This is a genomic window from Rhodococcus sp. FG69 (genome assembly GCF_057808915.1).
The window spans coordinates 50495-63212 of the sequence record NZ_JBMDIX010000039.1 but is presented as its reverse complement, the minus strand read 5'-3'; the positions used below and the strand labels follow the sequence as shown (position 1 = coordinate 63212).

The following is a 12718-nucleotide window of genomic DNA, read 5'->3' as shown; positions in this document are numbered from 1 at the left end:
CGGAACCTGCCCGCACTGCCACCACAGATTCCCAACCTAACAAAGTACTACTAGGCAAGAAGAAGACCCTCGAATCGTTTCCGTCGGGCAAGCGCTCCGCCATCCGTGGAGCAGTGAAGTTCTACGAGGGGCAGGTCGACGACGCCCGTCACACCATGATGCTCGCGCGCACAGCCGCTGCCTACGGTGCATTGTGCGCCAACAGCGCTCGCGTCACCGGCTTCTTACGGGAGGACGACAAGGTGGTCGGCGTTCTCGCGTGCGATCTCGAAACTGGTCGCACCTTCGAAGTGAGGGCGAAGCAGGTGATCAATGCCGCCGGGGTGTGGACCGACGAGGTTCAGCAAATGGTCGGTGGCCGAGGACAATTCCAGGTGCGTGCATCGAAGGGCGTGCATCTGGTGGTGCCGCGCAATCGAATCAACAGTGCCACCGGCATCATCACCCGGACCGAGAAGTCCCTGCTGTTCGTCATTCCCTGGGGTAGTCACTGGATCATCGGCACCACCGATACGGACTGGACGCTCGACCTGGCGCACCCGGCTGCGAGCCGTAGCGACATCGACTACATTCTCGGGCACGTCAACAAGCTGTTGGCCGATCCACTCGATCGCGACGATGTCGTCGGTGTATACGCGGGACTGAGGCCGCTGCTGTTCGGTGAATCCGACTCCACCAGTACGCTTTCCCGCGAACATGCCGTCTCGAGCCCAGTACGTGGCCTGACTGTCATCGCCGGCGGTAAGTACACCACCTACCGCGTGATGGCCAAGGACGCAGTCGACGCTGCGGTACACGGCCTCGAGCGGAACGTGCCCAAGTGCGTCACCGAGAACATTCCACTCGTCGGAGCCGACGGATATCTCGGTGCCTACAATTCTCGCTCTCTGACGGCCGAACGTACCGGCATGCGAGTCTCACGCATCGAGCATCTGCTGGGTCGGTACGGCACGCTGACCACCGAACTGCTGGAGATGATCGACGCGGACTCGGAGCTCGGTCTACCGCTCGACAGTGCTCCGGAGTACCTGCGCGCCGAGGTGGTGTACGCGGCAAGCCACGAGGGCGCACAGCATCTCGACGACATTCTCACTCGTCGTACTCGTATTTCGATCGAGGTCCCGGACCGCGGCGATGCGGCAGCGGTCGAAGTCGCGCGCCTCGTGGCACCGGTCCTGGGTTGGGACGATCAGCACGTGTCCGAGGAAATCGAGCACTATCGGCTACGAGTGCAGGCCGAACGCGATTCGCAGCAGGAGCTCGACGACGACACGGCCGATGCAGCGCGGCTCGGAGCCCCGGACGTCCGGTTGGGCGTGAGCTGACGTTACCCGCGCCGGCGTCGGGGCCGCGGCCGTGCACGACACCGACACCGACACCGACACACAAGAATGGGCCACTGCGGTTGCAGTGGCCCATTCGTGCGGACGAGTCTAGCGAGCGAACAGCAGCGCGCGCTTGACCTCCTGAATCGCCTTGGTCACCTGGATGCCACGGGGGCACGCGTCGGTGCAGTTGAACGTCGTGCGGCAGCGCCACACACCCTCTACATCGTTGAGTATGTCGAGGCGCTCGGCGGCACCTTCGTCGCGGCTGTCGAAGATGAACCGGTGTGCATTGACGATGGCAGCCGGACCGAAGTAACTGCCGTCGCTCCAGTAGACGGGGCACGACGTCGTGCAGCATGCGCACAGGATGCACTTGGTCGTGTCGTCGAAGCGAGCGCGATCGGCAGCGGACTGGATCCGCTCGCGGGTCGGCTCGTTACCGGTCGTCATAAGGAACGGCTTGACCGCACGGAATGCGTCGAAGAACGGTTCCATGTCGACGATGAGATCCTTCTCGACCGGCAAGCCCCTGATGGGTTCGATCGTGATGGTCAGCGTCTTCGAGGAATCCTTCGGCAGCATGTCGCGCATCAGCACCTTGCAGGCGAGACGGTTGACACCGTTGATGCGCATTGCATCGCTTCCGCAAACGCCGTGCGCGCACGAGCGGCGAAACGTCAATGTTCCGTCGAGGTAGCCCTTGACGTAGTGCAGCAGGTTCAGCAGGCGGTCGGTCGGCAGTGTCGGAACCTGAAAGCTGTCCCAGCGCTGTCCGTCACCGCTCTCCGGGTTGAAGCGAGCGATCTTGAGGGTCACCATGACCGAACCGTTGGGCACGGGCAGATCGGACGAGTGGTCGGCTTTGTCGAGAGTTGGGGCGCTCATATCAGTACTTCCGCTCCATCGGCTCGTAGCGGGTCTGGACTACCGGCTTGTATTCCAGACGGATGTCGGTGAGCAGGCCAACGCCCTCTTTGTAGGCCATGGTGTGCTTCATGTACTCGGCGTCGTTGCGGTCCGGGTAGTCCTCGCGAGCGTGTCCGCCGCGCGATTCCTTGCGGTTGAGCGCACCGACGACGGTGACCTCCGCCATCTCGAGCAGGAAGCCCAGTTCGACGGCTTCGAGTAGATCGCTGTTGTAGCGAGCTCCCTTGTCCTGCACGGTGATGTGGTTGTACCGCTCCTTGAGGGCGCGAACGTCCTCGAGGGCGGTTTCGAGGCGCTCCTCGGTGCGGAACACCGACGCGTTGTTGTCCATCGACTGCTGGAGTTCGCTGCGGATGTCGGCGACGCGCTCGTGGCCGTGGTCCGACAGTACGAGCTCGAGCCAATCCTGGACCATCTTCGCGGGCTCGTCGGGCAACGGGGTGAAGTCGACCGAGTTGGCGTACTTCGCAGCCGCGATTCCGGCGCGACGGCCGAAGACGTTGATGTCGAGCAGCGAGTTGGTACCGAGACGGTTGGCTCCGTGTACGGACACGCACGCGCACTCGCCCGCTGCGTAGAGCCCGGGAACGTGGTCGTCGTTGGTGCGTAGAACCTCACCGTTGATCTTGGTGGGGATGCCGCCCATGACGTAGTGGCACGTCGGGTAGACCGGGACGGGCTCCTTGACGGGGTCCACGCCGAGATAGGTCCGTGAGAACTCCATGATGTCGGGGAGCTTCTCGTCGAGAACTTCCTCGGGAATGTGCGTGACGTCGATGTAGACGTAGTCCTTGTTCGGTCCGCCGCCGCGGCCCTCGAGAACCTCGAGCACCATCGATCGCGCGACGATGTCGCGCGGTGCCAGGTCCTTGATGGTGGGGGCGTAGCGCTCCATGAAGCGTTCGCCCGACTCGTTGCGGAGGATTCCACCCTCGCCTCGAACCGCCTCCGAGATCAAGATGCCGAGGCCGGCGAGACCTGTCGGGTGGAACTGGTGAAACTCCATGTCTTCGAGGGGAAGACCCTTGCGGAAGACGATGCCCATGCCGTCACCGGTCAGGGTGTGCGCATTGGATGTGGTCTTGTACATGCGACCCGAACCGCCGGTGGCGAACACGATCGACTTCGCGTGGAAGATGTGCAGTTCGCCGGTCGAGAGCTCGTAGGCGATGATGCCGGTCGCAACAGGACCGTTGTCGGTCTCGGTCAGGCACAGATCGAGTGCGTAGAACTCGTTGTAGAACTCGACGTCGTGCTTGACGCAGTTCTGGTAGAGCGTCTGGAGAATCATGTGGCCGGTACGGTCGGCCGCGTAACACGCACGGCGAACGGGCGCCTTGCCGTGATCACGCGTGTGGCCACCGAAGCGCCGCTGGTCGATCTTGCCCTCGGGTGTCCGGTTGAACGGAAGACCCATCTTCTCGAGATCGAGAACGGCGTCGATCGCTTCCTTGGCCATGATCTCGACCGCGTCCTGATCGGCGAGGTAGTCGCCGCCCTTGACGGTGTCGAAGGTGTGCCATTCCCAGTTGTCTTCCTCGACGTTGGCCAGGGCGGCGCACATGCCGCCCTGCGCTGCTCCGGTGTGCGAGCGAGTCGGGTAGAGCTTGGTCAGTACCGCCGTGCGGGCCTGCGGACCGGCTTCGATGGCTGCTCGCATACCGGCGCCGCCGGCGCCGACGATGAGCACGTCATAACGATGTTCCTGCATGAATGCTTCAGTTCCCTTAGCTCGCCGAGATGTTCGGATCGAAGGTGAAGATGACGTAGGTGCCCAATCCCATGATGAGAACCATCGACAGGACGAGCAGCGTCGTCAGCCAGAATCGCGTCGAGTCCTTGCGGGAGTAGTCCGCGATGATCGTCCGTAGTCCGTTGCCGCCATGCAGTTGAGCGAGCCACAGCATGGTCAGGTCCCAGAACTGCCAGAACGGGCTTGACCAGCGTCCGGCGACGAACGCGAAGTTGATCCTGTGTACGCCCTCGTCGAGCATCAACATGATGAACATGTGGCCCAGGACGAGCACGACGAGCGCGAGACCCGAGAAACGCATGAACAGCCATGCGTACATCTCGAAGTTGCCCCGCGACTTCCGCCTCGGCGAACGTGGGTTGTCCAGACTTGCCGGACGGTCGTATGTCTTGCCGAGGGACTTGGCCTCGGGTCCGTGTGTCGTTGCCATCAGTGCCCGCTCGCTGTGAACATGTTGTAGAAGATTCGGCCCGCTCCGGGAATCATGACCACGATCCAGATCGCGGCGATGATCCACAGCATCAGCTTCTGGTACTTCGGTCCCTGTGACCAGAAGTCGACCAGCATCACGCGGACGCCGTTGAGTGCGTGGTAGAGCACTGCTGCGACGAGACCGATCTCCATGAGGCCGACGAGCGGCGTCTTGTAGGTGTCGATGATCGCGTCGTAGGTCTCGGGATTGACACGCACCATGGCGGTGTCCAAGACGTGGACGAACAAGAAGAAGAACGTCAACACGCCCGTGATGCGATGCAGAACCCAGGACCACATGCCCGGATCCCCGCGGTACAGAGACCGCTTGCGCTCCTTCGCCGGAGCGACTTCCGTGGTGCTACTCATCGAGTGCAAAGCCTCCAACGTCATTGGTGGACGCGTCGAGCCTGGTGGCCGGGCAACGGACCTGGCTCGATTTGTCTTACTCCGGCTCCGAACGGTTATCGAAGAGCCGCCGTCTTTGAACTCTAAACCCATTGGAAACGCGGAACTAATTCGACTCGAGATTCGTACTGACCAGGTTTTTCTTGTTAGGTTTGCCTTTCCATCTTTTCGTGATCGGTTCAGTGAACTGCGCTGCGGCCGGGCTGTGCACGTGATTGTATGTGACGCATGGCCGAAATCGACTGGAAATCGTTGCGACACAAAGCCCATGAGGCAATGAGGCAAGCCTATGCGCCCTACTCCGACTATCCGGTGGGTGCGGCCGCACTAGTGGACGACGACCGAATTGTGACCGGATGCAATGTGGAAAATGTCTCATATGGGTTGGGGCTCTGTGCCGAGTGCGGACTGGTGTCCAGTCTCCATTCGACCGGAGGCGGACGTCTGGTTGCGTTCTCGTGCTGTGACAGTCGAGGGGCGATTCTGATGCCGTGTGGGCGGTGCAGACAGTTGCTGTTCGAGTTCGGCGGGGCGGATCTGCTCGTGGACACCGTCGAAGGCCCCACGCCTCTGGGTCAGTTGCTGCCTTCCGCATTCGGTCCCGACGATCTCGCATCGGGCAAGCAGGACCTCGTCTGACACAGTGGCAACCATGTCTGACGCAGTTTCGATCATCGCCGCCAAGCGGGACGGCCACGAACTCACCCCGACGCAGATCGACTGGGTGATCGATGCCTTTACCAAGGGAATCGTCGCAGACGAACAGATGTCGGCGCTCGCGATGGCCGTCTTCTGGCGTGGAATGAGCAGAGCCGAACTCAGCCGATGGACCGCCGCGATGATCGCGTCCGGAAGTCGGATGGACTTCACGTCGCTGCCGAGGCCGACCGTCGACAAGCATTCGACCGGCGGTGTGGGAGACAAGATCACGCTCCCGCTTGCTCCGCTCGTCGCTGCATGCGGCGCCGCAGTTCCACAGCTGTCCGGCCGGGGGCTCGGACATACCGGCGGCACCCTGGACAAGCTCGAGTCGATTCCGGGGTGGCGGGCGGATCTGTCGAGTGCGGAGATCCACGCGATACTGGCCGACCCTGCGGTCGGCGCGGTGGTGTGCGCGGCAGGCGCCGACCTCGCCCCCGCCGACAAGCGGCTCTACGCACTGCGGGACGTCACCGGCACAGTCGAATCGATTCCCCTCATCGCAAGTTCGATCATGAGCAAGAAGATCGCCGAAGGAACGGGCGCACTCGTCTTGGACGTCAAGGTCGGAGTAGGCGCATTCATGAAGAACATCGACGACGCGCAAGCACTCGCCGAAGCGATGGTCGGACTCGGGGCCGACGCGGGGGTTCGGACGGTGGCCGTGCTCACCGCTATGGATTGCCCCCTCGGGCTGACGGCGGGCAACGCTCTCGAGGTCGAGGAGTCGCTCGATGTTCTCGCCGGCGGGGGGCCGGCGGACATCGTCGAACTGACGCTGGCGCTCGCACGGACAATGCTGACGGCCGCCGGAATCGAGGGTGTCGACCCTGCCGACAAGCTTGCCGACGGGACCGCCATGGATCGGTGGCGAGCGATGATCGCAGCGCAGGGCGGAGATCCCGCAGCGCCACTACCGGTGGCGAAGGAATCCTGTCTCATCAGCGCAGAGTCCGACGGTGTGGTCACCGCGCTCGACGCGATGGGTGTCGGCGTCGCTGCGTGGAGGCTCGGCGCCGGACGTGAGCGCCAGGGTGAGGCTGTGCAAGCAGCGGCAGGTGTGCGGCTGCACGCCAAACCGGGCGACCGCGTCACCGCCGGTGCGCCGCTCGCAACCCTGTACACCGACACGCCAGAGAAGTTCGAGTATGCAGCCGAGGCGATTGCGGGCGCATGGACGATCGGCGACACTGCGGTGGACGCATCGCCGATCGTCCTCGGGAGGATCGGCGGTTAGAGAAGGTTCCCGGCTTCGGTGAGCACGCTGCGGAGTATCTGTTCCATGTCGTCGAACTCCTTCTGGCCGCAGATCAGCGGAGGAGCGAGTTGGACGACGGGGTCGCCTCGGTCGTCCGCGCGGCAGTACAGACCGGCGTCGAACAGTGCGGTCGAGAGGAAGCCGCGCAGGATGCGTTCGGCCTCGGCGTCGGTGAAGGTCTCCTTCGTGGCCTTGTCCTTGACCAACTCGATTCCGTAGAAGAATCCCTCACCTCGAACATCGCCGACGATGGGAAGATCGCGCAGTTTCTCCAACGTTGCACGAAACGCCGGTGCGGTCTGTGCGACGTGGGCGTTGATGCCCTCGCGTTCGAATATGTCGAGGTTCGCCAGTGCGACTGCGGCCGACACCGGGTGCCCGCCGAACGTGTAGCCGTGCGCGAAGCTGGACGTACCGTCGTCGAACGGTTCGAACAGCCTGTCGGAGGCGATCATCGCGCCGATCGGGGAGTATCCGGACGTCATTCCCTTCGCACACGTGATGATGTCGGGGACGTATCCGAAATCGTTGCACGCGAACATCGAGCCGATTCGACCGAATGCGCAGATGACCTCGTCGGATACCAGAAGTACGTCGTAGCGATCGCAGATCTCGCGGACACGCTCGAAATAGCCGGGCGGCGGCGGGAAGCATCCGCCTGCGTTCTGGACAGGCTCGAGGAACACTGCGGCGACGGTGTCGGGGCCCTCGAATTCGATAGCCTCGGCTATGCGATCCGCGGCCCAGATGCCGAAGGCCTTCGGGTCGGTGTCCAAAGGAGCCGGCGCGCGATAGATGTTGGTGTTCGGCACCCTGAACGCGCCCGGCGTCAGCGGTTCGAACGGTTCCTTCAGCGCCGGAATGCCGGTGATCGCGAGCGCACCCTGAGGAGTTCCGTGGTATGCGATCGAGCGTGAGATCACCTTGTGCTTACCGGGTTTGCCGACCTTCTTGAAGTACTGCTTCGCAAGCTTCCACGCACTCTCGACGGCTTCTCCGCCGCCGGTGGTGAAGAAGACACGGTTGAGATCGCCCGGTGCGTACCCCGCAAGTCGCTCGGCGAGCTCGATGGCAGGAGGCGTGACATACGACCACAGCGGAAAGAACGAAAGTTCCTTGGCCTGCTTCGCTGCAGCCTCGGCGAGTTCTTCACGGCCGTGACCGACCTGGACGACGAACAAGCCGGACAGGCCGTCGATGTAACTCTTGCCGTTGGAATCGAAGATGGTCGATCCCTCACCCCGAGTGATGATCGGAGGGGTGATGCCCGCCCCGTGACGCGAGAAGTGGCCCCAGAGGTGCTTGGCTGCAGAGGCGTCGAGCTCGGCTGTTGTCTTGGTCATCGGGTACCCCAATTGTATTGTTGTTTGACGAGTTTGAGATATACGAGCGTTTCGGTGCTGGTGACGCCAGGTAACGTTCGGATCTGCTTGTTGAGGATCTGTAGCAGGTGCTCGTCGTCCTCGCAGACGACCTCGACGACGATGTCGAACGAACCTGCTGTGAGAACGACGTAGTCGACGGCGTCCTGTGTAGCGAGTTCGTCGGCGAGCTCGTAACTGTCACCGGTGCACTTGATTCCGATCATCGCCTGCCGGTTGAAGCCGACCTGTATCGGATCGGTGACAGCAACGATCTGCATGACACCGGACTCGGTCAGCTTCTGAACTCGTTGCCGCACAGCTGCTTCGGACAGGCCGACAGCCTTCCCGATGGCGGAGTAGGAACGTCGGCCGTCCTCCTGTAACTGTTCGATGATGGCTTTGGAGACGTCGTCGAGTGGAACCGGCGGCTGATCGGGCATACGTCGATACTGGACTCTTCAGAGCGATTGTTCAAGCCCGAAGGTATGGAATTCGTCTTGAAATTGTTAGTTTTCGGCAGAATCAGTCGAAAATTGCGATTCTAGCTAGAGAATCAGTAGTGCTGTCGGTAGGGTTTCCGGCATGGACAACGTATCGATGATCCCCGGCTGCTGGATCGACGGCCGCCCCGTCGGCGGTGCGGGTGATATCCATGCGATCGTGAACCCGGCGACGGGAGAAACTCTGTCCACGCTCGCCCTGGCCACCGCAGAGGACGTCGACTCTGCTGTTGCCGCGGCGCGCTCGGCGTTCCCGGAGTGGTCACGGGCCATGCCGTCGCATCGCGCATCCGTTCTGCGTGAACTCGCCCGTCTGGTCAGCGTCGAGGCCGACACGTTCGCGCGTGAAGAGGTCGCACAGACCGGCAAGACGATTCGACTCGCGACGGAATTCGATGTGCCGGGAAGCATCGACAACATCGAGTTCTTTGCCGGAGCCGCTCGCAACGTGGACGGCAAAGCGTCCGCCGAGTACTCGGGCGAGCACACGTCGTCGATCCGCCGGGACGCAGTCGGTGTCGTCGGTTCCATCACGCCGTGGAACTATCCGCTGCAGATGGCCGTCTGGAAGGCGATTCCGGCGCTCGCGGCCGGATGTTGCGTCGTCCTCAAGCCGAGCGAATTGACCCCGCTGACCACTCTGCGGTTGGCGAGACTCGCGTCGGAGGCGGGTGTGCCCGACGGCGTCTTCAACGTCGTCACCGGCAACGGGATCGACGCAGGTGCGGCGCTGTCCGGGCATCCGGGAATCGATGTCATGACCTTCACCGGTTCGACGCCGGTCGGTAGGACCGTGATGGCCCAGGCCGCAGCGAACGGCACGCGGGTGCAGTTGGAGCTCGGAGGCAAGGCCCCGTTCGTCGTGTTCGACGACGCCGACCTCGATGCCGCCGTGCACGGAGCGGTCGCAGGCGCGCTGATCAACTCTGGCCAGGATTGCACCGCGGCAACGAGAGCCATTGTCGCAGAACCGTTGTACAGCTCGTTCGTCGATGGTGTCGCGGAGCTGATGAGCACCGTGGTCGTCGGCGATCCGACCGATCCCGCCACGGACATGGGGTCGCTCGTCTCGTTCGCTCATCGAGATCGCGTCGCGGCAATGGTGAACAGGACAGAAGCCAGAGTCGTGTGCGGGGGTAGAACGCCCGATCTGGCGGGAGCCTTCTACGTCCCGACGCTTGTCGCCGATGTGGGGGAACAGGACGAGGTGTACCGAGACGAGATCTTCGGTCCGGTGCTGACGGTCTCGAAACACTTCGGAGACGACGACGCGGTCCGCCGTGCCAATGACACCGCGTTCGGGCTGGCCGCGTCGGCATGGACTCGGGACCTCTACCGGGCGGGACGGGCGTCACGCGAGATCGACGCCGGGTGCGTGTGGATCAACGACCACATCCCCATCATCAGTGAGATGCCGCACGGGGGCGTAGGGGCGTCGGGATTCGGCAAGGACATGTCCAGCTATTCGTTCGAGGAGTATCTGACGATCAAGCACGTGATGACCGATATCACCGGGGTCGCGCAAAAGCCTTGGCATCGAACGATTTTCGCTCACGGAGGTGGCAGTCGATGATGTGGGCCGAAAGACCGACACGCCGCGGATTCGACATGGTGGTCGATGCGGTGCCGGAGTCGTTCTGGCTCGACCGCGGCGAGCGCCCGACGCCTCGGCCGCGGTACCGATACGATTCGAAGGCGGATCTCGTCGTGGTCGGCGCCGGATTCACCGGTCTGTGGGCCGCGATTCACGCCGCGGAGGACAATCCCGACCGTACGATCGTGCTACTCGAAGGTGACCGCATTGCCGAAGGGGCGACGGGACGCAACGGCGGCTTCTGCGCGGCCAGCTTGACGCATGGCCTCGGCAACGGCCTCGATCGCTACTCCGACGAGTTGCCCGCGCTGCTCCGAATGGGGACGCAGACGCTCGACGCCATCGAGAAGTCCGCGCGACAGTACGGCATCGACGCCGACATCGAACGGACCGGTGAGCTCGATATCGCCAACTTCGACTGGCAGACGAGTGATTTGCGCGAACTCGCCGAGGAAGCGGCGCGGCTCGGCCAATCGATGGTCTATCTGGATCAGGATGCTCTCGCACAGAGGGTCAGTTCCCCGATGGCGCGGGGTGCGTTGTTCGACCCCGATGTGATGATGATCGATCCGGCGAAGTTGGCGTGGGGGTTGGCCGACGCAGCGGAATCTTTGGGCGTGACGATTCACGAGAACAGTCGGGTCGAGTCGCTTCGCGCGTCGGGTGACGGCGTACGGGTGCAGACCGGATACGGAACCATCGAGGCGGCGAAGGTTCTGCTTGCGACGGCTGCGACGAAGCCGCTGCGTTGGTCGCTGCGTCAGCGGATCGTGCCGGTGTGGGACTACGTCATCGTGACCGAACCGCTGACGGCGGAGCAGCTGAGCAGCATCGGTTGGACCGGTCGAGAAGGATTGGCCGACAGCGGAAATCGCTTTCACTATTTCCGTCTCACGGCCGACGATCGAATACTGTTCGGCGGCTGGGACGCGATCTACCGTTTCGGGGGCGACACCGATTCGCGGCATCGCCAGCACCCCGAGACGTTCGGGCTGCTCGCCGAGCACCTACTGCAGGTGTTCCCCACGCTCGAGGGGATTCGTGCGACACACACGTGGGGTGGCGCCATCGACACGTGCTCACGCTTCAGCGCGTTCTGGGATGTCGGCATGGGCGGACAGGTTGCGAGTGTCCTCGGCTTCACCGGCCTCGGAGTCGGGGCGTCGCACTTCGGGGCACGCACGGCGCTCGATCTGCTCGACGGCCGGGACACCGAACGCACGCGGCTGAACATGGTGCGAGGGAAGCCGCTGCCGTTCCCGCCCGAGCCGTTCAAGTCGTTGGGCATCAACATCACGCGCAGCGAGTTCGCCAAGGCCGATCGAAACCGTGGCAAGCGTGGGCTGTGGCTCGCGGGTATGGACAAGATCGGGCTCGGCTTCGACTCGTGACGCTCCCAGGGGCCCGGAGGCTCCGCCTCCAGTGGCCCCGAGGCTTCGCCTCCAGTGGCACGGTTGAGTGCACCGGCGCGCGCTTAACCGTGCCACTAGCGCGGAGCGCCTAGGTCGCAAGACGCGGAGCGCTACCGTCGTAAGACGCGGACCGCTTGGGCGCGGGGTCCTACTCGTGCGGAACCACGATCACCGGAGCCGGGGTCGATCGCAGAATCTTCGCCGCACTGGATCCGAGGAACACGCGCTTCGGTGCGGCGAGCCGGCTCGAGCCGAGGAACAGGATGTCGCCGTCGTTCCATTGCAGTGACGCGACCGCCTCGTCGAGACTCGATCCGTCCGCGACGACGGACTCGAGACCATCCACGTCGGGGAGTTTGCGAGCAGCGTTTTCCAGGTTGGCTTGCGCTGCAGCGACATGGCGTCGCCGAGTTTCGAGACCATCGACATCGGCTTCGTCGTCCTCCAGTGAGACGAGTGAGACCAACCTCAGCGGAAGATGTGCGGCACTGGCAATCGTGATGGCAAGGGTCGATGGATCAGCGGTGCCGGTGCGGGTCGGGACTGCCGCAGTCAGACCGGTGAGCCTGCGCGGCGCGCCGGTCCGGTATCCGCGCGGGGCGAGCGCAATCGGGACCGGCGAGGCATGGAGGAGTTGACCGGCGACGGATCCGACGGTGTGGCGGTTCAGCAGTCCGTCACCGGCCCCGCCGACGACGATCATGTCGGCGTCGTGTTCGGCGGCGAACTCCATCAGGCCCTGCGCGAAGGATCCGTGCCGAGCGACGTGTGTCGTCACCTCGATGCCTTCGGGAACCTGCGCTCGCGCGCCGGACAACCATTGTTCGGCTTTGGCGTCGAGCACCTTTCGGTACGGGCCGCTGCCTTCCATGACCGGCTCGTCCGAGCGGATGACGATGACGATGTCGATGGACGCGTCGAGAGCGGACGCCAGCACGGCGGCCAACGCGACGCCGTCGTCGCCACTCGGGGTGGCGAGATAGCCGACGGTGAGTTTCATCTCG

General features: G+C 63.4%; 12 protein-coding genes. 5 read left to right on the top strand and 7 right to left on the bottom strand.

The genetic code is table 11. The features are described from left to right. On the top strand, positions 1 to 1325 hold a 1325-nt coding region (locus tag ACODSO_RS24210), incomplete at its 5' end, for a glycerol-3-phosphate dehydrogenase/oxidase (RefSeq protein ID WP_489039217.1). A 108-nt stretch (positions 1326 to 1433) separates the two neighbouring features. Here the strand turns inward: ACODSO_RS24210 and ACODSO_RS24205 are convergent. From ACODSO_RS24205 to sdhC, 4 genes are read right to left on the bottom strand one after another with little or no spacing between them, the layout of a single operon-like run. Further along, on the bottom strand, positions 1434 to 2213 hold the full coding sequence (locus tag ACODSO_RS24205; protein WP_489039216.1) for a succinate dehydrogenase iron-sulfur subunit: 780 nt from the start codon (positions 2211 to 2213) through the stop codon (positions 1434 to 1436). Between the two features lies 1 nt (position 2214). Beyond that, positions 2215 to 3966 (bottom strand): succinate dehydrogenase flavoprotein subunit, encoded by a 1752-nt coding sequence (gene sdhA / locus ACODSO_RS24200; protein ID WP_489039215.1) that lies wholly within the window; start codon positions 3964 to 3966, stop codon positions 2215 to 2217. Positions 3967 to 3982: 16 nt separating this feature from the next. Beyond that, the gene (locus tag ACODSO_RS24195) at positions 3983 to 4438 is read right to left on the bottom strand and encodes a succinate dehydrogenase hydrophobic membrane anchor subunit (RefSeq protein WP_338893103.1); all 456 of its coding nucleotides are present in this window, start codon (positions 4436 to 4438) and stop codon (positions 3983 to 3985) included. Next, the gene (gene sdhC, locus ACODSO_RS24190; RefSeq protein ID WP_068380726.1) at positions 4438 to 4779 is read right to left on the bottom strand and encodes a succinate dehydrogenase, cytochrome b556 subunit; all 342 of its coding nucleotides are present in this window, start codon (positions 4777 to 4779) and stop codon (positions 4438 to 4440) included. The genes ACODSO_RS24195 and sdhC overlap by 1 nt, the downstream gene beginning before the upstream one ends. A 336-nt stretch (positions 4780 to 5115) precedes the next feature. Between sdhC and ACODSO_RS24185 the strand changes: the two genes are divergently transcribed. Together ACODSO_RS24185 and ACODSO_RS24180 are read left to right on the top strand one after the other, a co-directional pair. Then, positions 5116 to 5526 (top strand): cytidine deaminase, encoded by a 411-nt coding sequence (locus ACODSO_RS24185; RefSeq protein ID WP_489039213.1) that lies wholly within the window; start codon positions 5116 to 5118, stop codon positions 5524 to 5526. 13 nt (positions 5527 to 5539) lie between these two features. Next, positions 5540 to 6823, top strand: a complete 1284-nt coding sequence (locus tag ACODSO_RS24180; protein ID WP_489039212.1) for a thymidine phosphorylase — start codon at positions 5540 to 5542, stop codon at positions 6821 to 6823. On the opposite strand, the gene ACODSO_RS24175 is transcribed toward ACODSO_RS24180, so the two are convergent. Beyond that, positions 6820 to 8187, bottom strand: a complete 1368-nt coding sequence (locus ACODSO_RS24175) for an aspartate aminotransferase family protein (RefSeq protein ID WP_489039211.1) — start codon at positions 8185 to 8187, stop codon at positions 6820 to 6822. The two genes, ACODSO_RS24180 and ACODSO_RS24175, sit on opposite strands and share 4 nt — an antisense overlap. Continuing rightward, a complete protein-coding gene (locus tag ACODSO_RS24170; protein ID WP_489039210.1) occupies positions 8184 to 8648 on the bottom strand; it encodes an Lrp/AsnC family transcriptional regulator in 465 nt (154 codons plus the stop codon). The genes ACODSO_RS24175 and ACODSO_RS24170 overlap by 4 nt, the downstream gene beginning before the upstream one ends. A 142-nt stretch (positions 8649 to 8790) precedes the next feature. On the opposite strand from ACODSO_RS24170, the gene ACODSO_RS24165 reads away from it, so the two are divergent. Together ACODSO_RS24165 and ACODSO_RS24160 are read left to right on the top strand one after the other, a co-directional pair. Next, on the top strand, positions 8791 to 10281 hold the full coding sequence (locus tag ACODSO_RS24165) for a gamma-aminobutyraldehyde dehydrogenase (protein WP_489039209.1): 1491 nt from the start codon (positions 8791 to 8793) through the stop codon (positions 10279 to 10281). Continuing rightward, a complete protein-coding gene (locus ACODSO_RS24160) occupies positions 10278 to 11693 on the top strand; it encodes an NAD(P)/FAD-dependent oxidoreductase (RefSeq protein ID WP_489039208.1) in 1416 nt (471 codons plus the stop codon). The genes ACODSO_RS24165 and ACODSO_RS24160 overlap by 4 nt, the downstream gene beginning before the upstream one ends. Before the next feature lie 169 nt (positions 11694 to 11862). Here ACODSO_RS24160 and ACODSO_RS24155 read toward each other — a convergent pair whose 3' ends face one another. Next, positions 11863 to 12714, bottom strand: a complete 852-nt coding sequence (locus ACODSO_RS24155; protein WP_489039206.1) for a universal stress protein — start codon at positions 12712 to 12714, stop codon at positions 11863 to 11865. Positions 12715 to 12718: the final 4 nt, after the last annotated feature.

Bases quoted from the DNA above. Each gene is read 5' to 3' on its own strand.
- ACODSO_RS24205 (WP_489039216.1), bottom strand. From the start codon at position 2,213: ATGAGCGCCCCAACTCTCGACAAAGCCGACCACTCGTCCGATCTGCCC.
- sdhA (WP_489039215.1), bottom strand. From the start codon at position 3,966: ATGCAGGAACATCGTTATGACGTGCTCATCGTCGGCGCCGGCGGCGCC.
- ACODSO_RS24195 (WP_338893103.1), bottom strand. From the start codon at position 4,438: ATGGCAACGACACACGGACCCGAGGCCAAGTCCCTCGGCAAGACATAC.
- sdhC (WP_068380726.1), bottom strand. From the start codon at position 4,779: ATGTGGTCCTGGGTTCTGCATCGCATCACGGGCGTGTTGACGTTCTTC.
- ACODSO_RS24185 (WP_489039213.1), top strand. From the start codon at position 5,116: ATGGCCGAAATCGACTGGAAATCGTTGCGACACAAAGCCCATGAGGCA.
- ACODSO_RS24180 (WP_489039212.1), top strand. From the start codon at position 5,540: ATGTCTGACGCAGTTTCGATCATCGCCGCCAAGCGGGACGGCCACGAA.
- ACODSO_RS24175 (WP_489039211.1), bottom strand. From the start codon at position 8,187: ATGACCAAGACAACAGCCGAGCTCGACGCCTCTGCAGCCAAGCACCTC.
- ACODSO_RS24170 (WP_489039210.1), bottom strand. From the start codon at position 8,648: ATGCCCGATCAGCCGCCGGTTCCACTCGACGACGTCTCCAAAGCCATC.
- ACODSO_RS24165 (WP_489039209.1), top strand. From the start codon at position 8,791: ATGGACAACGTATCGATGATCCCCGGCTGCTGGATCGACGGCCGCCCC.
- ACODSO_RS24160 (WP_489039208.1), top strand. From the start codon at position 10,278: ATGATGTGGGCCGAAAGACCGACACGCCGCGGATTCGACATGGTGGTC.
- ACODSO_RS24155 (WP_489039206.1), bottom strand. From the start codon at position 12,714: ATGAAACTCACCGTCGGCTATCTCGCCACCCCGAGTGGCGACGACGGC.